The sequence below is a fragment of the Streptomyces sp. NPDC031064 genome, from assembly GCF_055570965.1.
Genome location: NZ_JBVIGF010000008.1, coordinates 246,245 through 268,306, shown reverse-complemented (window position 1 = coordinate 268,306; position 22,062 = coordinate 246,245). Strand labels below are relative to the sequence as shown.

At 71.5% G+C, this 22,062-nt stretch carries 19 protein-coding genes; 8 read left to right on the top strand and 11 right to left on the bottom strand.

Going from position 1 to position 22,062, the window contains the following annotated elements:
- Window positions 1-57: 57 nt before the first annotated feature.
- Together ACZ46W_RS27920 and ACZ46W_RS27915 are read left to right on the top strand one after the other, a co-directional pair.
- Window positions 58-489 (top strand): GNAT family N-acetyltransferase, encoded by a 432-nt coding sequence (locus ACZ46W_RS27920; protein ID WP_468342989.1) that lies wholly within the window; start codon window positions 58-60, stop codon window positions 487-489.
- A gap of 71 nt (window positions 490-560) precedes the next feature.
- A complete protein-coding gene (locus ACZ46W_RS27915) occupies window positions 561-1,751 on the top strand; it encodes a S8 family peptidase (protein WP_468342986.1) in 1,191 nt (396 codons plus the stop codon).
- Between the two features lie 4 nt (window positions 1,752-1,755).
- On the opposite strand, the gene ACZ46W_RS27910 is transcribed toward ACZ46W_RS27915, so the two are convergent.
- The 6 genes from ACZ46W_RS27910 to iolC form a co-directional block, all read right to left on the bottom strand.
- Window positions 1,756-2,355 (bottom strand): DUF4291 domain-containing protein, encoded by a 600-nt coding sequence (locus tag ACZ46W_RS27910; protein WP_468342983.1) that lies wholly within the window; start codon window positions 2,353-2,355, stop codon window positions 1,756-1,758.
- A 63-nt stretch (window positions 2,356-2,418) separates the two neighbouring features.
- Window positions 2,419-3,921 (bottom strand): CoA-acylating methylmalonate-semialdehyde dehydrogenase, encoded by a 1,503-nt coding sequence (mmsA, locus tag ACZ46W_RS27905; protein ID WP_468342980.1) that lies wholly within the window; start codon window positions 3,919-3,921, stop codon window positions 2,419-2,421.
- Between the two features lie 23 nt (window positions 3,922-3,944).
- On the bottom strand, window positions 3,945-5,867 hold the full coding sequence (gene iolD / locus ACZ46W_RS27900) for a 3D-(3,5/4)-trihydroxycyclohexane-1,2-dione acylhydrolase (decyclizing) (protein WP_468342977.1): 1,923 nt from the start codon (window positions 5,865-5,867) through the stop codon (window positions 3,945-3,947).
- Window positions 5,864-6,679, bottom strand: coding sequence for a 5-deoxy-glucuronate isomerase (gene iolB, locus ACZ46W_RS27895; RefSeq protein ID WP_468342974.1), 816 nt, complete (start codon window positions 6,677-6,679; stop codon window positions 5,864-5,866). Before iolB ends, iolD begins: the two co-directional genes overlap by 4 nt.
- 41 nt (window positions 6,680-6,720) lie before the next feature.
- Entirely contained in the window at window positions 6,721-7,614 is an 894-nt protein-coding gene (locus ACZ46W_RS27890; protein ID WP_468342971.1) for a Cgl0159 family (beta/alpha)8-fold protein, read from the bottom strand.
- Complete coding sequence (gene iolC / locus ACZ46W_RS27885) at window positions 7,611-8,585, bottom strand: 5-dehydro-2-deoxygluconokinase (protein WP_468342968.1); 975 nt, start codon at window positions 8,583-8,585, stop codon at window positions 7,611-7,613. The genes ACZ46W_RS27890 and iolC overlap by 4 nt, the downstream gene beginning before the upstream one ends.
- 125 nt (window positions 8,586-8,710) lie before the next feature.
- On the opposite strand from iolC, the gene ACZ46W_RS27880 reads away from it, so the two are divergent.
- Window positions 8,711-9,625, top strand: coding sequence for a sugar phosphate isomerase/epimerase family protein (locus ACZ46W_RS27880; protein WP_468342965.1), 915 nt, complete (start codon window positions 8,711-8,713; stop codon window positions 9,623-9,625).
- Window positions 9,626-9,653: 28 nt separating this feature from the next.
- Here ACZ46W_RS27880 and ACZ46W_RS27875 read toward each other — a convergent pair whose 3' ends face one another.
- On the bottom strand, window positions 9,654-11,507 hold the full coding sequence (locus ACZ46W_RS27875) for a serine/threonine-protein kinase (protein ID WP_468342962.1): 1,854 nt from the start codon (window positions 11,505-11,507) through the stop codon (window positions 9,654-9,656).
- 219 nt (window positions 11,508-11,726) lie between these two features.
- Between ACZ46W_RS27875 and ACZ46W_RS27870 the strand changes: the two genes are divergently transcribed.
- From ACZ46W_RS27870 to ACZ46W_RS27860, 3 genes are all read left to right on the top strand, one after another.
- Complete coding sequence (locus tag ACZ46W_RS27870) at window positions 11,727-12,230, top strand: DinB family protein (RefSeq protein WP_468342959.1); 504 nt, start codon at window positions 11,727-11,729, stop codon at window positions 12,228-12,230.
- A 216-nt stretch (window positions 12,231-12,446) separates the two neighbouring features.
- Window positions 12,447-12,644, top strand: a complete 198-nt coding sequence (locus ACZ46W_RS27865) for a helix-turn-helix transcriptional regulator (RefSeq protein ID WP_351808456.1) — start codon at window positions 12,447-12,449, stop codon at window positions 12,642-12,644.
- Between the two features lie 103 nt (window positions 12,645-12,747).
- On the top strand, window positions 12,748-13,341 hold the full coding sequence (locus tag ACZ46W_RS27860) for a GNAT family N-acetyltransferase (RefSeq protein ID WP_468342956.1): 594 nt from the start codon (window positions 12,748-12,750) through the stop codon (window positions 13,339-13,341).
- Here ACZ46W_RS27860 and ACZ46W_RS27855 read toward each other — a convergent pair.
- Window positions 13,331-15,559, bottom strand: coding sequence for an MMPL family transporter (locus tag ACZ46W_RS27855; protein WP_468342953.1), 2,229 nt, complete (start codon window positions 15,557-15,559; stop codon window positions 13,331-13,333). The two genes, ACZ46W_RS27860 and ACZ46W_RS27855, sit on opposite strands and share 11 nt — an antisense overlap.
- A 166-nt stretch (window positions 15,560-15,725) precedes the next feature.
- On the opposite strand from ACZ46W_RS27855, the gene ACZ46W_RS27850 reads away from it, so the two are divergent.
- Both ACZ46W_RS27850 and ACZ46W_RS27845 read left to right on the top strand, forming a co-directional pair.
- Window positions 15,726-16,364 carry a TetR/AcrR family transcriptional regulator gene (locus ACZ46W_RS27850; protein ID WP_468342950.1) on the top strand — a complete coding sequence of 213 codons (639 nt, stop codon included), beginning with the start codon at window positions 15,726-15,728 and terminating at the stop codon, window positions 16,362-16,364.
- Between the two features lie 94 nt (window positions 16,365-16,458).
- Window positions 16,459-16,770, top strand: a complete 312-nt coding sequence (locus ACZ46W_RS27845; RefSeq protein WP_468342947.1) for a heavy-metal-associated domain-containing protein — start codon at window positions 16,459-16,461, stop codon at window positions 16,768-16,770.
- A gap of 510 nt (window positions 16,771-17,280) precedes the next feature.
- On the opposite strand, the gene ACZ46W_RS27840 is transcribed toward ACZ46W_RS27845, so the two are convergent.
- The 3 genes from ACZ46W_RS27840 to ACZ46W_RS27830 all read right to left on the bottom strand — a co-directional run bounded on the left by ACZ46W_RS27840 (window position 17,281) and on the right by ACZ46W_RS27830 (window position 22,036).
- A complete protein-coding gene (locus tag ACZ46W_RS27840) occupies window positions 17,281-18,570 on the bottom strand; it encodes a citrate synthase (RefSeq protein ID WP_366131425.1) in 1,290 nt (429 codons plus the stop codon).
- Between the two features lie 177 nt (window positions 18,571-18,747).
- The gene (gene recD2, locus ACZ46W_RS27835) at window positions 18,748-20,979 is read right to left on the bottom strand and encodes an SF1B family DNA helicase RecD2 (RefSeq protein ID WP_468342945.1); all 2,232 of its coding nucleotides are present in this window, start codon (window positions 20,977-20,979) and stop codon (window positions 18,748-18,750) included.
- A gap of 277 nt (window positions 20,980-21,256) precedes the next feature.
- Complete coding sequence (locus ACZ46W_RS27830) at window positions 21,257-22,036, bottom strand: sugar phosphate isomerase/epimerase family protein (protein ID WP_468343424.1); 780 nt, start codon at window positions 22,034-22,036, stop codon at window positions 21,257-21,259.
- Window positions 22,037-22,062 lie beyond the last annotated feature (26 nt).

Genomic DNA, 22,062 nt, shown 5'->3' with positions numbered 1-22,062 from the left:
GTGTACGCACTACCGTCGCCGTACACCGGACGCGGTACACGAGAGGACACGAACACCATGGAGATCCGCCGTGCGGCGACCGTCGCCGAGCTCGTCGCCGCCGAGCACCTCTACGACGGCCCGGCGCGCGCCGAGTGGGCCGAGCGGTTCCTCGCGGCGCCCGGCCACCTGATGCTGATCGCCTATGTGGACGGCGTGCCGGCCGGGATGGTGTCGGGCGTCGAGATGCTGCACCCGGACAAGGGCACGGAGATGTGCCTGTACGAATTGTCCGTCGACGAGCGGTTCCGCCGGCGTGGCATCGGCCGGGCGCTGACCGGGGCGCTGGCCGCCGTCGCCCGTGAGCGGGGCTGCTACGACATGTGGGTCGGGGTGGACACCGACAACGAACCGGCATTGGCGACGTATCGCTCGGCCGGGGCCGTGGACGATGGAGAATTCGCCATGCTGACGTGGGAATTCGGCGACGAAGTGAAGAGGTCCGAGTAGAACCCTTGTGCGGTACATGACCAGCCGAGACGCTGTGGGGCCGTCCGGAAGAAAGGTCAGGTGCCCCCGAGATGAGAGCCCCATCCCGCAGGCCCCACCGCCGCATCGGCGCGCTGATACCCGTCGTCGCCCTCGCGGCCGGTCTGCAGCTCGCCGTCACCCCCACCGCGCACTCCGCGCAGGTCGGCGACCTCCGTCTCGCCCCCACGGAAACCGCCGTTTCGAATAGCTGGATCGTCGTCCTCAAGGACGGCTCGACGCGCGCCGCCGACCTCGGCGTCACGCCGCGGCACACCTACCGCAGCGCACTCGACGGGTTCTCCACGACCATGTCGAAGGCGAAGGCCGCCGCTCTCGCCGCCGACCCGAGGGTCGCCTATGTCGAGCAGAACCAGACGGTCCGCCTCAACGCCACCCAGCCGAACGCCACCTGGGGCCTGGACCGCGTCGACCAGCGCGACCTGCCGCTGTCGACCACGTACACGTACAACACCCCCGCGTCGAACGTGAACGCGTACATCATCGACACCGGCATCCGGACCTCGCACAGCGAGTTCGGCGGCCGGGCGGTGGTCGGCACGGACACCGTCGGCGGCGGCCAGAACGGGCAGGACTGCCAGGGCCACGGCACGCACGTCGCCGGCACGGTCGGTGGCAGGACGTACGGCGTGGCGAAGGCCGCCAAGCTGATCGCCGTCCGCGTCCTGGACTGCAACGGCTCGGGCACGACGGCCGGCGTCATCGCGGGCGTGGACTGGGTGACGGCGAACGCCGTGAAGCCGGCGGTCGCCAACATGAGCCTGGGCGGCGGCGCCAACACGTCGCTGGACAACGCCGTCAAGCGGTCGATCGCGTCGGGCGTCTCGTACGCCATCGCGGCGGGCAACGGCAACATCCTGGGCCTGCCGGAGAACGCCTGCAACACCTCCCCCGCCCGCGTCCCGGAGGCGATCACGGTCGGCGCGACGGACAACGCGGACCGCCGGGCCTCCTTCTCCAACTACGGCACCTGCGTGGACCTCTTCGCCCCGGGCGTGAAGGTCACCTCGGCCTGGCGCACCAGCGACACGGCGACGAACACCATCTCCGGTACGTCGATGGCGGCGCCCCACACCGCGGGCGTGGCGGCCCTGTACCTCTCGAAGCACCCGACCGCCTCCCCGGCGCAGGTGCGGGACGCCCTGGTGAACAACGCCACGAGCGGCAAGGTCCAGAACGCGCTCACGGGCTCCCCGAACAAGCTGCTGTACTCGCTGTTCTAGGCCTTCACGGCACGAGGTGCCCGAGGAGCTCCGCACCCGCCGGGTACGGACGCTCCTCGGGCATCAGTCGCTGCGCCCCCGCCAGGTCCCCTTCGCGCACCAGGGCGTGCATCTCGTGGGCGAGCGGCGTCACGTCCCGTATGGACACGGTCCACTCGTCGGCGTACCGCGCGGACGCCTCGCCCGCGAGCCCGAGCTGGAGCGAGCGGTACGGCAGCGGCGCCAGGCGCAGGTGCCGCTCGGGGTCCCACTGGACGCGGGCCGGCGACCGGCGCAACTGCCGCTTCCACGTGGCCTGGTCGGGGTGGAGCCCGCCCTTGTAGTGCGACAGGCAGGCGTGGCGCAGCGCCCACTCGAAGCCGTCACGGGTGATCTCGACGGCGAGGACCGTCTCCTGGCCTTCCTTGGTCGCCCAGCCGCAGCGGTACATCATCCACAGGAAGCTCGGCTTGATCCATGTCATCCGGTCCCGCTTCCAGATGGCCGGAAAGCGGCCGTCGCGGGCGGCGGGACCGCCGATGGCCGGCCGGTACGCCTGGTAGACGGTGACCGTGTCCTCGGTGTGGAGGGCACGGATGCGGTACTTCGGTTCGTTCTCGTTCATCCCGGCAAGGATCAACGGCCGGCCCCCGTGGGGGCCAGCCGTTTTCTCCGTGCCGGGAAGGTCTCAGTGGTTGCGCGGGAAGCCCAGGTCGACGCCCGCCGGGGCTTCGGACGGGTCGGGCCAGCGGGTGGTGACGACCTTGCCGCGCGTGTAGAAGTGGACGCCGTCGTTGCCGTAGATGTGGTGGTCGCCGAAGAGGGAGTCCTTCCAGCCACCGAAGGAGTGGTAGCCGACGGGCACCGGGATCGGGACGTTCACGCCGACCATGCCCGCCTGGATTTCGAGCTGGAAGCGGCGGGCGGCGCCGCCGTCGCGGGTGAAGATGGCGGTGCCGTTGCCGAACGGCGAGTCGTTGATGAGGCGGACGCCCTCCTCGTAGGTGCCGGCGCGCAGCACGCACAGCACCGGGCCGAAGATCTCGTCACGGTAGGCGTCGGAGTCGGTGGACACCTTGTCGAGCAGGGACAGGCCGATCCAGTGGCCGTTCTCGTACCCGTCGACGGTGTAGCCCGTGCCGTCGAGGACGACCTCCGCGCCCTGGGCGGCGGCGCCGGTGACGTAGGAGGCGACCTTGTCGCGGTGGGCGGCGGTGATCAGCGGGCCCATCTCGGAGGTGGGGTCGTCGCCGGGGCCGATCTTGATCTTCTCGGCGCGCTCGCGGATCTTCTCCACCAGCTCGTCGCCGATCGCGCCGACCGCGACGACCGCCGAGATCGCCATGCAGCGCTCGCCCGCCGAGCCGTACGCCGCCGAGACCGCCGCGTCGGCGGCCGCGTCGAGGTCGGCGTCGGGCAGGACCAGCATGTGGTTCTTGGCGCCGCCGAGGGCCTGGACGCGCTTGCCGTTCGCCGAGGCGGTGGTGTGGATGTACTTCGCGATCGGGGTCGAGCCGACGAAGGAGACGGCGGCGACGTCCGGGTGCTCCAGCAGGGCGTCCACGGCCACCTTGTCGCCGTGGACGACGTTGAGGACGCCGTCGGGCAGGCCCGCCTGGGAGGCCAGCTCGGCGAGCAGGTTGGCGGCGGACGGGTCCTTCTCGCTGGGCTTCAGCACGAAGGTGTTGCCGCAGGCAATGGCCAGCGGGAACATCCACATCGGCACCATCGCCGGGAAGTTGAACGGCGTGATTCCGGCGACCACGCCGAGCGGCTGGCGGATGGCGGCGACGTCGACCCGGTTGGAGACCTGGGTGGACAGCTCGCCCTTGAGCTGGACGGTGATCCCGCACGCGAGCTCGACGATCTCCAGGCCGCGCGCGACCTCGCCGAGGGCGTCGGCGTGGACCTTGCCGTGCTCGGCGGTGATCAGGGCGGCGATCTCGTCGCGGTGGGCGTCGAGCAGCGCGCGGTACTTGAACAGCACGGTGGTGCGCTGGGCCAGCGACGACGTCCCCCACGTCTCGTACGCGGCCCTGGCGGCGGCGACGGCCGCGTCGACCTCCTCGGCGGACGCGAGGGCGACCTTCGTGGTGACGGCGCCGGTCGCCGGGTCGGTGACCGGTCCCCAGTTGCCCGACGTGCCTTCGACGGTCTTGCCACCGATCCAGTGGTTGACGATCTTCGTCATGACGAAAAGCTCCTTCAGATGCTTCACAGATGGCGGCGTCGGGCTGCGACTTGCCGGTCGTACTCCTCCCGGGCCTTGACCGCCGGCGTACGGGTCGCGGTCTCGGCCACGGGCACATCCCACCATGCCTCGGCAGCGGGCGCGCCCGACACTGTGTCTGCCGTTTCGGTCTCGACGTAGACACATGTGGGGACGGTCGCCGCGCGGGCTTCGGCGAGGGCTTCTCGCAGGTCACGGACGGTGTGGGCGCGCAGGACGCGCATACCGAGGGAGGCGGCGTTGGCGGCGAGGTCCACCGGGAGCGGGTCGCCGGTGTACGTGCCGTCGGGGGCCCGGTAGCGGTAGGCGGTGCCGTACCGCTCGGCGCCCACGGACTCGGAGAGGCCGCCGATCGAGGCGTACCCGTGGTTCTGGAGGATGACGACCTTGATGGGCACGTTCTCCTGGACGGCGGTGACGATTTCGGTGGGGTTCATCAGGTACGTACCGTCGCCGACGAGGGCCCAGACGGGGCGGCCGGGGGCGGCGAGGGCGACGCCGATGGCGGCGGGGATCTCGTAGCCCATGCAGGAGTACCCGTACTCGACGTGGTACTGGTCGTGGGAGCGGGCCCGCCAGAGCTTGTGCAGGTCGCCGGGGAGCGAGCCGGCGGCGTTGATCAGGATGTCGTCGCCGTCGACCAGGGTGTCGAGTGCGCCCAGGACCTGCGGCTGGGTGGGGCGCGCGTCGTCGCTCTCGGGGGTGTACGCGGAGGTGACGCGCGCCTCCCAGCGGGTGCGCTCCTCGTGGTACTCGATCTGGTACCGGGCGGGGACGGTGTACCCCTGGAGGGCTCGCGCGAGGTGGTCCAGGGCCTCGCGGGCGTCGGCGACCAGCGGCAGGGCGGCCATCTTGTGAGCGTCGAAGCCGGTGACGTTGAGGTTGACGAACCGGACGCCGGGGTGGGCGAAGAGCGTGGCGGACGCGGTGGTGAAGTCGGTGTAGCGGGTGCCGACGCCGATCACCAGGTCGGCAGTGCGGGCGAGGCTGTTGGCGGTGGAGGTACCGGTGTGGCCGATGGCGCCGACGTCGGCGGGGTGGCCGTGCGGCAGGGCCCCCTTGCCGGCCTGGGTGCAGGCGACGGGGATGCCGGTCGCGCCGGCGAGGGCGGCCAGGGCGGGTTCGGCGCGGCTGTGGTGGACGCCGCCGCCGGCCACGATCAGGGGCCGCTCGGCCACCGTGATCGCCCGGACGGCCGCGTCGAGTTCGGCCGGGTCGGGCTGCGGGCGGCGCACCTGCCAGACGCGTTCGGCGAAGAACTCCTCCGGCCAGTCGAAGCCTTCCGCCTGCACGTCCTGCGGCAGCGCGAGCGTGACCGCGCCGGTGGTGGCGGGGTCGGCGAGCACGCGCATGGCGTGCATCGCCGCCGGGATCAGGGCTTCGGGGCGGGTGACCCGGTCGAAGTACCGCGACACGGGTCGGAGGGTGTCGTTGACGGACACGTCACCGGCGTGGGGCACTTCGAGCTGCTGGAGGACCGGGTCGGCGGGCCGGGTCGCGAAGGTGTCGCCGGGCAGGAGCAGCACCGGGAGGTGGTTGATGGTGGCGAGCGCGGCGCCGGTGACGAGGTTGGTGGCGCCCGGGCCGATGGAGGTGGTGACGGCGTGGGCGGACAGGCGGTTGGACTGGCGGGCGTAGCCGACGGCGGCGTGCACCATGGCCTGCTCGTTGCGGCCCTGGAGGTAGGGCATGGGGGGCCCGGGGGGCATCCCCCCGGAAGGCGCAGTGTCCCCGTACTCGACGAGGGCCTGGCCGATGCCGGCGACGTTGCCGTGGCCGAAGATGCCCCAGGTGGCGTTGATGAGCCGGTGGCGCCGCCCGTCGCGTTCGGTGTACTGGCGGGCCAGGAAGGCGACGAGCGCCTGGGCGGTGGTGAGCCGCCGGGTGCCGGTCTTCGGGCTGCTCATCGGTATCCCTCCGTGCGGTGGTCGGGGTGGAAGCGGATCTTCCACTCCCGTTCGTCACCCGGCCCGGCCATGACGTTGAGGTAGTACATGGTGTGGCCGGGGGCGGCGATGGACGGGCCGTGCCAGCCGTCCGGTACGAGGACGGCGTCGCCGCCGCGGACCTCGGCGAGGACGTCGGCGCCGCCGGGTCGGGAGGGCGACACGCGCTGGTAGCCGACCCCGTCGCCCTCGATCTCGAAGTAGTAGATCTCCTCCAGCTCCGCTTCCTCGCCGGGCAGGTGCTCGTCGTGTTTGTGGGGCGGGTAGGAGGACCAGTTGCCGCCGGGTGTGAGGACCTCGACGGCGATGAGCCGGTCGCAGTCGAAGGTGTCGGCGGCGGCGAAGTTGTGCACCTCGCGGGCGCAGACGCCGCTGCCGCGCGCCTCGACCGGTACCTCCGGCGCGGGGCCGTAGCGAGCGGGGAGTCGTCGCTCGCACTTCGCTCCTGCCAGGGCGAAGCGGCCTCCCGCGCCGGAGGCGATCTGGGCGTGGGCGTCACGCGGTAGGTACGCGAAGTCGGTGACGCCGCTGAACACGCTTTCCCGGCCGAGCAGTTCGATGATCTCGCCGTCGACCTGCACCGTACAGCCGCCGGTGAGGGGAAGCACCACCCATTCGCTGTCTCCGGTGGCGAAGAGGTGGGACTCGCCGGGGCCGAGGACGAGGACACGGAGGGCGCAATAGCCCCAGCCGGCCGCCTTCGGGTCGATGTGGAGCGCGTAGGGCCCCTGGGCGGTCTCGCCCCTCGGTACGTACAGCTTCTGCTCGGTCATGCTCTCTCCGTACCCCTCTCCGTACCCCTTCGGACCGGTCATCAGAGTTCATGAAGCAGGCCGACGGCCGTGTCGACGGCGGCGGCGACGTCGCCGTCCGCCGGATAGAGCAGCGACCGGCCCACCACCAGGCCCTGGACGGTCGGCAGCCGCAGCGCTTTGCGCCACTTCTCGTACGCCGCGTCCTGGTCGGGCCCCACGTCGCCGCCGAGCAGGACGGCGGGCAGGGTCGTGGTCTCCATGACCCGCGCCATGTCGTCGGGGTCGTCGGTGACGGGCACCTTCAGCCAGGTGTACGCGGACGTCCCGGCGAGCCCGGAGGCGATGGCGAGCGAGGTGGTCACCGCGTCGGGGCTCAGGTCGTTGCGGACGCGGCCGTCCACCGGGTCGCGGCGGGAGAGGAACGGCTCGACGAAGACGGGGAGCCGCCGCTCGGCCATGGCGTCGATGACGCGGGCTGCGGAGGCGAGGGTGGTGAGGGAGCCGGGGTCGGTGTGGTCGATGCGCAGCAGGAGCTTGCCGGCGTCGAAGCCGAGGCGGGCCAGGTCCTCGGGGCGGTGGCCGGTGAACCGGTCGTCCAGCTCGAACGCGGCGCCCGCGAGGCCCCCGCGGTTCATGGAGCCCATCACCACCTTGTCCTCCAGGGCGCCGAGGAGGAGCAGGTCGTCGAGGATGTCGGCGGTGGCGAGGACGCCGTCGACGCCGGGGCGGGAGAGCGCCAGGCAGAGCCGCTCCAGCAGGTCCAGGCGGTTGGCCATGGCGAGCGGCCGGTCCCCGACGGCGAGGGCGCCCCGAGCGGGGTGGTCGGCGGCGACGATCATCAGCCTGCCGGAGTCGCCGAGGAGCGCCCGGCGCCTGCGGCGGGCGGCGGCCTCGGCGACGGCCTCGGGGTGCCGGGTGCGGACCGCGACGAGGTGCGCGAGGTCGACGGTCATGGTGTGCCGCCGCTCTGGAGGGCCTGCTCCACCTCGTCGGGGAAGGGCATCGCGGAGGAGCAGGCGAGGCGGGAGGCGACGATGGCGCCGGCGGCGTTGGCGTACCGGACGGTCCGCTCCAGGTCCCAGCCGGCGAGCAGCCCGTGGCACAGGGCGCCGCCGAACGCGTCGCCGGCGCCCAGGCCGTTGACGACCTCGACCGGGACGGGCGGTACGTCGGCGGTGTCGCCGTCGGCCGTCATGGCGAGGACGCCCTTGGGGCCCCGCTTGACGACGGCGAGGCGGACGCCCGCGTCGAGGAGGGCGCGGGCGGCGGCGTACGGCTCGCGCTCACCGGTGGCGATCTCGCACTCGTCGAGGTTGCCGACGGCGACGGTGGCGTGCCGGAGGGCCGCGCGGTAGTGGGGCCTGGCCTCGTCGGCGTCGGCCCAGAACATGGGGCGCCAGTCGAGGTCGAAGACGGTGAGCCGCCCGTCGTGGGCGGTGGGGGCCGGCCGGGCGGCGAGGGCCGCGAGGGTGGCCGTCCGGCTCGGTTCCGCGCACAGCCCGGTACCCGTCATCCAGAACACCCGGGCGGCGGCGATGGCGGCCAGGTCCAGCTCGTGCTCGTGGATCTGAAGGTCCGGGGCCTTGGGCTGCCGGTAGAAGTAGAGCGGGAAGTCGTCGGGCGGGAAGATCTCGCAGAACGTGAGCGGGGTCGGGTACGCCTCGACGGGCGTCACCCACCGGTCGTCCACACCGAAGGCGCGCAGCTCCTGGTGGAGGTACTCGCCGAACGGGTCCGCACCCGTGCGGGTGATCAGCGCGGTCCGCCGGCCGAGCCGGGCGGCGGCGACCGCCACGTTGGAGGCCGAGCCGCCGAGGAACTTGCCGAACGTCTCGACCCGCGCCAGTGGCACACCGGTCTGGAGGGGGTAGAGGTCCACCCCGATGCGCCCCATGGTGATGAGGTCGTACGGATCGGTCGCCATCCATGTCCCCTTCGCGTCGGCACCGTGGTCAGGTCTAGCCGCCCCTGGAGGGCCTGTCAACATTTTGTCCTTACATTCGGACTAACTCTTGACGCCCCACTCCGGCCCCGACCAAGCTGACCCTCATGACGCCGCTGTCACCAACGCCGCTGTCCCGTATCCGGATCGGTTCCGCCCCCGACTCATGGGGTGTGTGGTTCCCCGACGATCCGCAGCAAGTCCCCTGGCAGCGCTTCCTCGACGAGGTCGCCCGGGCCGGGTACGAGTGGATCGAACTCGGGCCGTACGGCTACCTCCCCACCGACCCCGCCCGGCTCACCGAGGAGACCGCCCGCCGCGGGCTGAAGGTCTCGGCGGGCACGGTCTTCACCGGCCTCCACCACGGCGAGGCCGTCTGGGAGAAGACCTGGGCCCACGTCGCGGACAACGCCACGCTCGCCCGCGCCATGGGCGCCGACCACCTCGTCGTCATCCCGTCCTTCTGGCGCGACGACAAGACCGGCGAGGTCCTCGAGGACCGCGAGCTGACGGCCGCTCAATGGCGCGACCTGACCCGCCTGACCGAACGCCTCGGCCTGGAGGTCCAGGACCGCTTCGGCCTCCGCATCGTCGTCCACCCGCACGCCGACACCCACATCGACAGCGAGGACAACGTCGCCCGCTTCCTGGACGCCACCGACCCGGACCTCGTCGCCCTGTGCCTGGACACCGGCCACTACGCCTACTGCGGCGGCGACAGCGTCAAACTCATCGAGACCTACGGCGAACGCATCGGCTACCTGCACCTGAAGCAGGTCGACCCCGAGATCCTCGCCCAAGTCGTCGCGGAGGGCACCCCGTTCGGCCCGGCCGTCGCCCGCGGCGTCATGTGCGAGCCCCCCACCGGCATCCCCGCCCTCGAACCGGTCCTGGCCGCCGCCCAGGCCCTGGACGTCGACCTCTTCGCCATCGTCGAGCAGGACATGTACCCCTGTCCCCCGGACAAACCCCTCCCCATCGCCGAACGCACCCGCCGCTTCCTCCGCTCGTGCGGGGCGTGAGGGCCGCGCCCGGTCGTGACCGGCGGCACTAGCAGCGGGCCAGTGTGCCGCTCTCCCTGCCGAGTTTAGGGCTGTGGGCCCAGCCTTCGGTGTTCGTCCCCTCGATACGGGCGTAGATCCACTTATTGCCGTAGGCGTTGGTGACGTAGCAGTGGTAGTAGAGCTTCACGCCGGTCTTGACCACGGTCACGTACTGGCAGTCCGCGTACGGCCCGGTGTAGAGGTGGGAGTTCTCGGCCAGATAGCCGTAGCCGTTGCTGCGGTTCTCGTGGGCCCAGCCGGTGCACGCCGTCGACACCGGGGTGGGCTCCTTCACCGTCGGACTGGGCGTGGTCTCCGGAGGAGCCGACGGGCTCTCGGCCGGCTTGTCGCCTCCGCCGCCGGGCGCCGTCGTGGGGCCCGTCTCCTTTTCCTGGTCCGTGTCCTCGTCCCCGTCCTCGCCCTTGGGACCGTCCGTCTCCTCCGAGGGGGACGGAGGCTGCGAGGACGCGCTGGGAGAGCCGGAGGACGTCGGGGTGGCGCTCCCGGTCGGCAGGCCGCTGCCCGTCGGGGAGCCGGCGCCGGGCGGGGACGGGTGCGTGACGTCCAAGGTCTTGCCGCCCTGTGGGGCTGTCAGGGCGTAGGTGATGCCACCGCCCACGGCGAGGAGCAGCACGGCGGCCGCCGCTGCGGTGAGGGTGGGCCGGCTGCGCTTGCGCGCGCGACGGGCGGTGGAGCGGCTCGTCTCGGGGGCGGGGACTCCCGGGGCGGGGACTCCGGCGGGGACTCCGGCCGCGCCCGCGACCGGCGCGCCGGGCTGCGGAGGCGTCGACGGCAGGTGGGGCTGCGGGTGGCCCGCGTACGGCGGCTGGGCCTGCGGGGCGGGCTGGGGGAACAGCGGAGGGCCGAACCCGGGTGCCGGTGCGGCGGCGGGCGCGGCCCCCGGGTCCGGTGCGGGAGCGGGAGCGGGGGCCGGTGCGGGGGCGGGGGACGCGAGGGTCACCGTCCCGCCCGTGGCGATGTGCTCCAGCATGCCGCGCGCCTGGTCCGCGGTGGGCCGGTCCTCCGGTTCCTTCGCCATCAGCGCCTGGAGCACCGGCGTGAGCGTTCCCGCCCGGCGGGGCTCCGGCAGCGGTTCGGTGACGATCGCCGACAGGGTGGACCAGGCGGACGTGCGGCGGAACGGCGAAGTGCCCTCCACGGCCGCGTACAGCGTCATGCCGAGCGACCAGATGTCCGACGCGGGACCGGGCTCCCGGCCCTGCGCGCGCTCCGGCGGCAGGTAGTCGAGCGAGCCGACGATGTCACCGCTGCGGGTCAGCTTGGCCATGGCGTCATCACCGGACGCTTCCATGGTGGCGATGCCGAAATCGGTGAGAACGACCCTCCCCCAGCCTCCGGCCGGGGGGACCCCCATCTCGCTTCGCTCGCCGTGCTCCAGCAGCACGTTCGCGGGCTTGACGTCCCGGTGCAGTACGCCGGCCCGGTGCGCGGCGGCGAGCGCGTCCATCAGCTTGGCGCCGATCGCCGCGGCTTCGTGCGGCTCCAGAGTGCCGCGCTGCGTCAGCAGGTCGTCGAGCGAGCACCCTTCGACGAGCTCCATGACGATGACCGGCAGGCCCTGCTCCTCGGTCACGTCGTGCACGGTGACCACACCGCTGTGCCGTATGCGGGCGGCGGCCTGCGCCTCCCGCTGCATCCGGGTCCGCAGATCGGCCAGTTCGGCCGTGGAGGCGTCGGTGAAGGCCCGCAGGACCTTGACGGCGACCTCCCGGTTCAGCAGTTCGTCCACCGCCCGGGCGACCACGCCCATGCCGCCGCGCCCGATCACGGAAGTCACCCGGTAACGGCCGCCGAGAACCTTGCCTATCAGCTCTCCGCCATTCGCTTCCCCCGTCGTCACCGCATGCTCCGTTCCTCGCTGTTCGCCATCCGTCAACCGGTGCCACAAGCGTAGAGGCAGGCATATGACGGGACTTGGGCGGCCGCACCGGCGGCCGGACGTGACGAGGGGCCGGCGCCCCGCCCCGGGCCCCGGCCCCCGGCCCCGCCCCCGGCCCGGTGGACCGGTGGACCGGAAACCCCTCGACATGCCGGAGCGCTCCGGGAGATGCTCCTGTCGATGACACGCACCGATACGCCGCCCGCCTGGGATGAGCGCACCCAACTGACCACCTTCCTCGGCTACGTTCGCGCCACCGCGCGCGCGAAGTGCGAGGATCTGTCCGACGAGGCGGCCCGCAAGGCGCTGCTCCCCGGCTCGCCGTTGATGACCCTGAGCGGCCTCATCAACCATCTGCGCTGGGTGGAGTACTACTGGTTCCAGGTCGTCTTCCTCGGCGAGGAGGACGAGGGCCCGTGGACCGATGAGGACCCCGACCGCGAGATGCGCATCGCCGTCGACCTCCCGCTGTCCCGGATGCTCGACGAGTACGCCGAGCAGTCCGCGCGTTACGACCGCCTGGTCGCCGAACACGATCTGGACACCACGGCCCGGCGGGAGCGGAGCGACGGCAGCGCCGTGAACCTCCGCTGGATCCTGCTGCACCTCATCGAGGAGACGGCGCGCCACAACGGCCACCTCGACCTCCTGCGCGAGATGACCGACGGGCGCAAGGGCGCCTAGCGCTTCGCGCGGGCCTCCTTTGTCACAGTGATCCCTGCCGTGTCACGCATATCTCCATTACGCGGACCTTCCGTCACAGCCGGTCAACAGCCCCTTTCCGCCCCCGCTCCCTGTCGTTCAACGGGCACAGGCTCAGTGATCGCCAGCGCCCACGCCGCGGCTCCCCCGACGGCCCTCCAGGGCCGCCGCCGTGGCGGGCGCAGGGAGGTGCCAAAGATGACGGACAGAAGGCTCTGGTCCTACAAGGAGATCGCCGCGCACATCCGGGTGCAGCCGGACACGGTCCGGTCGTACCGCAAGCACGGCCTGCTCCCGCAGCCCGACCATGTGGAGGGCGGTAAGCCCTACTGGTACCCGGACACCATCCGCGTCTGGGTGGCCAACCGTCCCGGCAACCGGGGCCGGGCGGACTGAGGTCCGCGCTGTGGCCCGGCCTCCGGCCCCGTACACCGTCAGGTACGGGGCCGGCCGCGTAAATGCCTTGCCCGGCGAGGGGACGGGCACGGAGGATCGCCCGATGAGCGACTTCTCCGTCAAGCCGACCCTCACCGGCGACAACGTGGTGCTGCGTCCGGTCACCGAGGACGATGCCGCCGTGTTCGCGGAGATCCTCCAGGATCCCGACGTGCTGACGTTCACCGGCATCCCCGCCGACGAGCCGCCCCTCTCCCTCGACTACCTCCGTTCCTGGTACGGCTCCCGGGGGGAGCAACCGGACCGGCTCGATCTCGCGCTGGTCGACCGGGCCTCCGGGGAGGTGGTGGGCGAGCTGGTGTTCAACGAGTGGGACGAGCCCAACCGCAGTTGCAACTTCCGCACCCTCATCGGGCCCCGGGGCCGCGATCGGGGCCTGGGGACCGAGGCGATCCGGCTGTTCCTCGCGTACGGCTTCGAGCAGCTCGGCCTGAACCGGATCTCGCTCGGTGTCTTCGCCTTCAACCCCCGTGCGATACGGGCCTACGAGAAGGTCGGCTTCGTGCGGGAGGGCGTGGAGCGGGAGGCCCTGCTGCACCAGGGCGAGTGGGTCGACTCCCTCTACATGTCCGTGCTCGCCCGCGAGTGGGCCGTCCACCGCGGTCACCCCGAGTCCGCCCCGTCCGTCACCCCCTGATGGCCGGCTCGGGCTCGCGCGCCGGCGCGGGCGTCACCGTCGGTGCGGGTGCCGGGGCGCCCTCGCCCTCGCTGAGCCCGAACCTGGCGTGCAGGGCGCGCAGCGGCGCCGGGGCCCACCAGGTGGCCCGCCCGGTCAGCCGCATCACGGCGGGGACGAGCAGGCTGCGCACCACCATCGCGTCCATCACCACGGCCAGCGCGACGCCGAGTCCGAGCATCTTGGTGTTCGTCACCCGGGACGTGCCGATCGCCACCATCACCACCGCCAGGATCACGGCCGCCGCGGTGATCAGCCCGCCGGTGCGCTGAAGCCCGAACCGGACGGCGTGCTCATGGTCACCGGTGGTGTCGTACTCCTCCTTGATCCGGGAGAGCAGGAACACGCCGTAGTCCATGGAGAGCCCGAAGGCGACGCAGAACATCAGCACCGGCAGTGTCGTCTCCATGTCCCCGGTGGGGGTGAAGCCCAGGAGGCCGGACAGATGGCCGTCCTGGAAGATCCACACCATCGCCCCGAACATCGCCGTGAGGCTCAGCGCGTTCAGCACGACCGCCTGGACCGGTATCAGCACACTGCCGGTGAGCAGGAAGACCAGCAGCAGGGTGGCCACCACGATGGTGGCCGCCGCCCACGGCAGCCGGTCGGCTATGGCGTCCTTGGAGTCGACCAGCACGGCCGCCGACCCGGTCACCGAGGTGGTGAACGGTGCCTTCTCGGCGCGCAGCTCGCCCACGAGGCGCTGCGTCTCCTGGGCGACCGCCTCCCCCTCGGGCTGCACCGAGAAGTACGCGTACGTCCCCGAGGTCACCGGCCCGTCCACCCGCAGCACACCCGGCAGGCCCGCGATCCGGTCGCGGTACTCGGCGTACTGGGCGGTGGTGGCCCGCCCCTCGGCGAGGACCTCCAGACCACCGCCCGGGCTGCCGGGGAAGCCGTCCCGTAGGTGCTCCTGGACGACGCGGGACTCGGCGCTCGACGGCAGTTGCCGGTCGTCGGCCGTACCGAACTTCACGCCCATGAACGGCAGCCCCAGCAGCACCAGCCCGGCGGCCGTACCGACCGCGAAGAGGGGTGCCCGGCGCATCACCAGCGCCGCCGTCCGCGCCCATCTCGCGCCGTCGGCCTTCTCCGTGCCGCCGGCCTTCCCCGGCCGCCGGGTGAACAGGCGCCGCAGGTCGAGCGCGTTGCCCCGGGGGCCGAGCAGCAGCAGGGCGGCCGGCAGCAGGATCAGCGCGGCGGCGGCCGCCAGCAGCACCACGGCGATGCCGGCGTACGCGAAGGAGCGCAAGAAGTACTGCGGGAAGACCAGCATGGCGGAGAGGGACACGGCCACCGTCAGCGCCGAGAAGAGCACCGTGCGCCCGGCCGTCCGCAGCGTCGTCGCCACCGCCGCCCCGGTGCCGGCGCCGCCGGCCAGCTCCTCGCGGAACCTCCGCACCACGAACAGGGCGTAGTCGATGGCCAGTCCGAGGCCGAGCGCGGTGGTCAGGTTCATCGCGAAGACCGATACGTCGGTGAACTCGGTGAGCCCGCGCAGCACGGCGTTGGTGCCCAGGATGGCGACGATGCCGATGCCCAGCGGCAGCAGGGCGGCGACGGCGCTGCCGAAGACGATCACGAGGAGCACGAGCGTCACCGGAAGGGCGATCAGCTCGGCCCGCAGCAGGTCCTCCTGGATGATGGTCTGCATCTCGTGCTGTACGGCGACGGGCCCGCCGATCGTGACCTCCACCGGCCCGTGCGTGCCCCGGAAGGCGGGCGCCATCCGCTCCAGGGTCTCGCCCCGGGTCTTCTCGTCGCCCTCGATCCGCGCCGCGATGAGCGCCTCGCGCCCGTCCTCGGCCCGGAGCGCGGGCGAGCCCGTCCGCCAGTACGAGCCGACGCCCACGACCCCCGGCTCGGCGGCGAGCCGCGCGGCGAGGCGCCGGGCCTCGGCGGCGACCGCCGGGTCGTCCACCCCGGCGCGCCCGCTGTCGACGAGGAGCAGGAGGTTGGGCTGCGAGGCGGGGAACTCCCGCTCCAGGGCCTTCGTCGCGTACGCCGAGGCGGAGTCCGGGTCCTCCCACCCGCCGCTCCCCATGCGGTCGGCCACCCCACTGCCGGCGAACACCGCCAGCGCCGTGATCACCAGCCCGAGCAGCAGTGCCAGGCGCGGCCGCGCGGTGACGAACCGTGGCGCGCCGCCGCGGGCGGGCGGGCTGTTGACTTCGGACATGACGCGGTGTCCCCTTCACCGTGATCCGGGACCCGTGCCCCCGTGGCACGCGTCCCGGACCGTCCCATTGCCATAGACTGGCAAACACGAGTGATCGCTCGCGTTTTCCAAGAATGCGAGCGACCTCTCGCGTTTGTCAACCACTCCGAGAAAGCTGGGGATTGACATGCCGGACGCCACAGTTCCGACCGAGGCCAAGCCGCGCCGGCGGCAGGCACGGGGGGAGCGGCGCATCGCGCAGTTGCTGGAGGCCGCCGCCCAGGTGTTCGCGAGCACCGGCTACGCCACCGCAAGCACCAACGCCATCGCCCGCGAGGCGAGCGTCTCCCCCGGCACGCTCTACCAGTACTTCCCCAACAAGGAGGCCATCGCCGTCGAGCTCGGCGAGCGCCTGCTGCACCGGATGCGCGAGGCGCACGGCCAGGCGTTCACACCGGCCAACTTCGACCTGCCGCTGCCCGAGATGCTGGACGCGATCCTCGACCCGATGATCGAGTTCAACTGCGCGAACCCCGCCTTCCTCGCCCTGATGCACGGCTCGGACATCCCCGGCCGGATCACCGAGGAGCACGACGCGCTGCACGCCTCCCTCCTGACGCGCATCGAGGAGCTGTTCGGGCACTACGCCCCGGACATGCCCGCCGACGAGCGCGGCCGCACGGCCTCCATGGCGCTCGCCGTGTTCAAGGCGGGCCTCGTCCTCGTCCTGGCCCACGAGGGAGCCGAACGGGACGCCTACATCGCGGAGCTGAAGCGGATGATGTTCCGGTATCTCGACCCGGTCATTGGCATCCATACCCCCTAGGGGTATACAGTGAGGGCGTCAGGGCGTCACGGCGCACCTTCCGGGCCCCACGCACCCCTGCCGCACCATGACTCCGACCGAAGAGGAGAACACCATGACCGCCGAGACGAGGACCGAGCTGCCCCAGGCCACCGGCTCCTGCTGCTCGCCCACCGGCTCCTGCCACGACAGCGCGGCCGACGTCCGGACCGGCGGCATCACCACGGTCTACGAGGTCAAGGGCATGACCTGCGGCCACTGCGAGGGCGCCGTGGCGGAGGAGATCTCCGCGATCGCCGGCGTCACCTCCGTCAAGGCGGTCGCCGCGACGGGGCTGGTCACCGTCGTCTCCGAGGCCGCCCTGGACGAGGCCGAGGTCCGCGCGGCGGTCGACGAGGCCGGCTACGAGCTCACCGGCACCGCCTGAGCACCCACGCGCCACCATCGACGCCGACAGGCGCCCGGCCGGTCCGGGCCGCACCGTGACGACGGGCGGCCCGGGCCGGCCGTTGCCTTTCCTCCCCCTTTGGTGGTGACTGTCCGTCCCCGGTCCCGTACCTGCACGTGATTTCACCTTCACGTGACTCACAGGACCTTCACAAAGAGATCTAGATCACAGATATTTAGGGGTAACCATTTGGACGGCTCGCGAGTCTAAATGGGCGATGCCACGAACGTCTTGGGGGACGTTCATGGGATGTCTTGGGGGACGTCCCAGGCAAGCGTTGGCCGGGGCACGTGCACCGGGGAGCTTTGAGCGGCCCTCCCGTACGTACGTACCCCGGCAGATCGCACGCGAGCTTCTGCTGCAACCGGCAGACGCCCGGACCCGGATCCCGTGGGGGGAATCCGTTCCGGGGAAATGGGAAGCGCCCCGCTCGCCGACCCGTGGGGGGATCGGCGGCGGGGCGCTTCTCGCTTGAGTGAGGGCGCTGCGTCAGCGGCTCTCGACCGGGACGAAGTCGCGCAGCACCTCGCCCGTGTAGATCTGGCGCGGGCGGCCGATGCGGGAACCCGGCTCCTTGATCATCTCGTGCCACTGGGCGATCCAGCCCGGCAGCCGGCCCAGCGCGAAGAGCACCGTGAACATCTCGGTCGGGAAGCCCATCGCCCGGTAGATCAGACCGGTGTAGAAGTCGACGTTCGGGTAGAGGTTGCGCGAGACGAAGTACTCGTCGGCGAGCGCGTGCTCCTCCAGCTTCAGCGCGATGTCCAGCAGCTCGTCGGACTTGCCGAGCGCCGAGAGGACGTCGTGCGCCGCCGCCTTGATGATCTTCGCCCGGGGGTCGAAGTTCTTGTAGACGCGGTGGCCGAAGCCCATCAGCCGGACGCCGTCCTCCTTGTTCTTCACCTTGCGGATGAAGGAGTCGACGTCGCCGCCGGTGGCCTGGATGCCCTGGAGCATCTCCAGCACCGACTGGTTGGCGCCACCGTGCAGCGGGCCCCACAGGGCCGAGATGCCGGCGGAGATGGAGGCGAACATGTTCGCCTGCGAGGAGCCCACCAGGCGCACGGTCGAGGTCGAGCAGTTCTGCTCGTGGTCGGCGTGCAGGATCAGCAGCTTGTCGAGCGCGGAGACCACGACCGGGTCGAGCTCGTACTCCTGCGCCGGGACCGAGAAGGTCATGCGCAGGAAGTTCTCGACGTAGGACAGGTCGTTGCGCGGGTAGACGAACGGGTGGCCGATCGACTTCTTGTACGCGTAGGCCGCGATCGTCGGCAGCTTGGCCAGCAGCCGGATCGTGGACAGGTGGCGCTGCTTCTCGTCGAACGGGTTGTGGCTGTCCTGGTAGAACGTCGACAGCGCGCTGACGACCGAGGACAGCATCGCCATCGGGTGGGCGTCGCGCGGGAACCCGTCGAAGAACCGCTTGACGTCCTCGTGCAGCAGGGTGTGCTGCGTGATCTCGTTCCGGAAGGCCGCCAGCTCGTCGACCTTGGGAAGCTCACCGTTGATCAGCAGGTACGCCACCTCGAGGAAGGTGGAGCGCTCGGCGAGCTGCTCGATGGGGTAGCCGCGGTACCGCAGGATGCCCTGCTCGCCGTCCAGGTAGGTGATCGCGGATTTGTAGGCGGCGGTGTTGCCGTATCCACTGTCCAGGGTCACCAGACCGGTCTGGGCTCGGAGCTTCCCGATGTCGAAGCCCTTGTCACCGACGGTGCTCTCGACCACCGGGTAGGTGTATTCACCGTCCGCGTACCGCAGTACTACAGAGTTGTCGCTCACGTCATCCCTCACCGACGTAGTGCCTCTTCTTCGAGGTGCCCTGACTGTCTCTACCATCCCCCACTTGGCCCAGCAGAGTGCACTCGGGGTCGACCATTCGGCCAATTGGCGGCACTCAGTGCCGTCAACCTGCTCATCCTGCCCCCTTCGCCCCGGTTGCGAAAGTCCGGATGATCCTTAGGTGATGTTTCCCACCCGTACCTCACCTTTCAGCCGGTGTCGCAGTGAGGTAAAGCGCCGGCCGGCGGAGACGGTACGGACCGCCTGCCCGATCGCCTTGCGGGAGCCGACCAGCACGACGAGCTTCTTCGCGCGCGTGACGGCCGTGTAGAGGAGGTTGCGCTGGAGCATCATCCACGCCCCGGTGGTGACCGGGATCACCACGGCCGGATACTCGCTGCCCTGGGAGCGGTGGATCGTGACGGCGTACGCGTGTGCCAGCTCGTCCAGCTCGTCGAAGTCGTACGGCACCTCCTCGTCCTCGTCCGTCAGCACCGTCAGCCGCTGCTCGTCCACGTTGAGTGAGGTGACCACGCCGACCGTGCCGTTGAAGACCCCGTTCGTCCCCTTCTCATAATTGTTGCGAATTTGAGTGACCTTGTCGCCGACGCGGAAGACCCTGCCGCCGAATCTCTTCTCCGGCAGGTCCGGCCGGGCGGGGGTGACCGCCTGCTGGAGCAGGCCGTTGAGCGTGCCGGCCCCGGCCGGGCCCCGGTGCATCGGCGCCAGGACCTGCACGTCCCGGCGCGGATCGAGGCCGAACTTCGCCGGAACCCGGCGGGCGGCGACGTCCACGGTGAGGCGGCCGGCCTCCTCGGTGTCCTCGGTGACGAAGAGGAAGAAGTCCGGCAGCCCCGAAGTGATCGGCTGCTGACCGGAGTTGATCCGGTGGGCGTTGGTGACGACACCGGACTGCTGGGCCTGCCGGAAGATCCTGGTGAGCCGCACCGACGGGATGGGGCCGTCCTCCGCCAGCAGGTCGCTCAGCACCTCCCCCGCCCCCACGCTCGGCAGTTGGTCGACGTCTCCCACCAGCAGCAGGTGCGCCCCCGGCGCGACCGCCTTGACCAGCTTGTTGGCCAGCAGCAGGTCCAGCATGGACGCCTCGTCGACGACGACCAGGTCGGCGTCGAGCGGCCGGTCCCGGTCGTACGCCGCGTCCCCGCCCGGCTTCAGCTCCAGCAACCGGTGCACCGTCGACGCCTCCGCGCCGGTCAGCTCCGCCAGCCGCTTGGCCGCCCGGCCGGTGGGCGCCGCGAGGATCACCTTGGCCTTCTTGGCGCGGGCCAGCTCCACGATGGACCGGACCGTGAACGACTTGCCGCAGCCGGGGCCGCCCGTCAGCACGGCGACCTTCCTGGTCAGGGCGAGCCGCACGGCCTCCTCCTGCTCGGGCGCCAGCTCCGCCCCCGTACGGTCCGCGAGCCACGCCAGCGCCTTGTCCCAGGCCACGTCCCGGAAGGCCGGCATCCGGTCCTCCTCGGTGCGCAGCAGCCGCTGGAGCTGGGCGGCCAGGGAGACCTCGGCGCGGTGGAAGGGCACCAGGTACACGGCCGTCACCGGCGGGCCCTCGGGGCCCGGCACCCGCTCCCGGACGACGCCGCCCTCCTCCTCGTCCGCCACCAGCTCGGCGAGGCAGTCGATGACCAGGCCCGTGTCGACCTGGAGCAGCTTCACGGCGTCGCCGATCAACTGCTCCTCCGGCAGGAAGCAGTGCCCCTGATCGGTCGACTGCGACAGCGCGTACCGCAGTCCGGCCTTCACCCGCTCCGGGCTGTCGTGCGGGATGCCCACCGCCTGCGCGATCCTGTCGGCGGTGAGGAACCCGATGCCCCACACGTCGGCGGCCAGCCGGTAGGGCTGGTTCTTCACCACGGAGATGGAGGCGTCCCCGTACTTCTTGTAGATCCGCACCGCGATGGAGGTGGAGACGCCGACGCCCTGGAGGAAGACCATCACCTCCTTGATCGCCTTCTGCTCCTCCCAGGCGGCACCGATCATCCTCGTCCGCTTCGGCCCGAGCCCCGGCACCTCGATGAGCCGCTTCGGCTCCCGCTCGATGACGTCGAGGGTCTCGATGCCGAAGTGCTCCACGATCCGGTCGGCGATGCGCGGTCCGATGCCCTTGATCAGGCCGGAGCCCAGATAGCGGCGGATGCCCTGGACGGTGGCCGGCAGGACCGTCGTGTAGTTCTCCACCGTGAACTGCCTGCCGTACTGGGGGTGCGAACCCCAGCGGCCCTCCATGCGCAGCAACTCGCCCGGCTGCGCGCCGAGGAGCGAGCCGACCACCGTGAGGAGATCGCCGCTCCCGCGCCCGGTGTCGACCCGGGCCACCGTGTAGCCGTTCTCCTCATTGGCGTACGTGATCCGCTCCAGGACCCCTTCGACCACTGCCAGATTGGACATGCCACGACGCTACCCGGCACCTCGGACAGCGCGGCCGGCCTGTGGAAAACCCCGGGTACGGCACCCCCGCGCACGCACTCCCTGGCACGCACCCCCGCGCACGGCGGGACGAAGGGGCCCGGGCCGAGGGCGCCCGAAGGCGTCCACGGGCCGGGCCCCGCGCGCTCCCCCCATCAGGGGCCTCCTCCGAATCCCCCCGGATTTCCCCCCGGAGGCCCTGATGACAGATACGACACGTGCCGCACCGCGAAGGTTGTACGGGCGACGGCCGTGAATGTCAGAGCACGTGCCGCACGTACCGCCGCGCCGTCTCCTCCAGCACCTCGATCCCGTCCCGGGCCCACAGACCGTCGTTGAACAGTTCCACCTCGATGGGGCCGGTGTAGCCGGCCGCGTCGACCAGTTCGCGCCAGGCGCGCAGGTCGATGGTGCCGTCGCCGATCTGGCCGCGCCCGGTGAGGACACCGGCCGGCAAGGGGGTGGTCCAGTCGGCGAGCTGGAAGGAGTGGATGCGGCCTTGCGCGCCGGCCCGTGCGACGGCCGCCGGGGCCCGGTCGTCCCACCAGACGTGGTACGTGTCCACGACGACGCCCACCTGGGAGGACGGGAACGGCTCGGCCAGGGCGAGCGCCTGGTCGAGGGTGGACACCGCGCAGCGGTCGGCCGCGTACATGGGGTGCAGGGGCTCGATCGCGAGCCGGACGCCCCGCTCGGCGGCGTACGGGGCGAGTTCGGCGAGCGCGGCGGCGATGACGGAGCGCGCGGCCGACAGGTCCTTCTCCCCGGGCGGGAGGCCGCCGGAGACGAGGACCAGGGTGTCGGTGCCGAGGGCCGCCGCCTCGTCGACGGCCGCGCGGTTGTCGTCCAGGTCGGCGGCGGTGGTGAAGAAGCCGCCCCGGCACAGGGTGGTGACCGTCAGCCCGGCGTCGCGCACCAGTTTGGCGGTGGCCTCCAGGCCGTATTCGGCGACCGGCTCGCGCCACAGGCCGATGCCCAAGATGCCCAGGCGCGCGCAGGCCCCGGTCAGCTCGGGCAGGGGAAGTTGTCTGACCGTCATCTGGTTGATGCTGAACCTGGTGAGAC

Bases quoted from the DNA above. Each gene is read 5' to 3' on its own strand.
- iolB (WP_468342974.1), bottom strand. From the start codon at position 6,679: ATGACCGAGCAGAAGCTGTACGTACCGAGGGGCGAGACCGCCCAGGGG.
- ACZ46W_RS27880 (WP_468342965.1), top strand. From the start codon at position 8,711: ATGACGCCGCTGTCACCAACGCCGCTGTCCCGTATCCGGATCGGTTCC.
- ACZ46W_RS27860 (WP_468342956.1), top strand. From the start codon at position 12,748: ATGAGCGACTTCTCCGTCAAGCCGACCCTCACCGGCGACAACGTGGTG.
- ACZ46W_RS27830 (WP_468343424.1), bottom strand. From the start codon at position 22,036: ATGACGGTCAGACAACTTCCCCTGCCCGAGCTGACCGGGGCCTGCGCG.
- recD2 (WP_468342945.1), bottom strand. From the start codon at position 20,979: ATGTCCAATCTGGCAGTGGTCGAAGGGGTCCTGGAGCGGATCACGTAC.
- ACZ46W_RS27890 (WP_468342971.1), bottom strand. From the start codon at position 7,614: ATGACCGTCGACCTCGCGCACCTCGTCGCGGTCCGCACCCGGCACCCC.
- ACZ46W_RS27915 (WP_468342986.1), top strand. From the start codon at position 561: ATGAGAGCCCCATCCCGCAGGCCCCACCGCCGCATCGGCGCGCTGATA.
- mmsA (WP_468342980.1), bottom strand. From the start codon at position 3,921: ATGACGAAGATCGTCAACCACTGGATCGGTGGCAAGACCGTCGAAGGC.
- ACZ46W_RS27870 (WP_468342959.1), top strand. From the start codon at position 11,727: ATGACACGCACCGATACGCCGCCCGCCTGGGATGAGCGCACCCAACTG.
- ACZ46W_RS27845 (WP_468342947.1), top strand. From the start codon at position 16,459: ATGACCGCCGAGACGAGGACCGAGCTGCCCCAGGCCACCGGCTCCTGC.
- ACZ46W_RS27920 (WP_468342989.1), top strand. From the start codon at position 58: ATGGAGATCCGCCGTGCGGCGACCGTCGCCGAGCTCGTCGCCGCCGAG.
- ACZ46W_RS27850 (WP_468342950.1), top strand. From the start codon at position 15,726: ATGCCGGACGCCACAGTTCCGACCGAGGCCAAGCCGCGCCGGCGGCAG.
- ACZ46W_RS27855 (WP_468342953.1), bottom strand. From the start codon at position 15,559: ATGTCCGAAGTCAACAGCCCGCCCGCCCGCGGCGGCGCGCCACGGTTC.
- iolD (WP_468342977.1), bottom strand. From the start codon at position 5,867: ATGAGCAGCCCGAAGACCGGCACCCGGCGGCTCACCACCGCCCAGGCG.
- ACZ46W_RS27910 (WP_468342983.1), bottom strand. From the start codon at position 2,355: ATGAACGAGAACGAACCGAAGTACCGCATCCGTGCCCTCCACACCGAG.
- ACZ46W_RS27865 (WP_351808456.1), top strand. From the start codon at position 12,447: ATGACGGACAGAAGGCTCTGGTCCTACAAGGAGATCGCCGCGCACATC.
- iolC (WP_468342968.1), bottom strand. From the start codon at position 8,585: ATGGCGACCGATCCGTACGACCTCATCACCATGGGGCGCATCGGGGTG.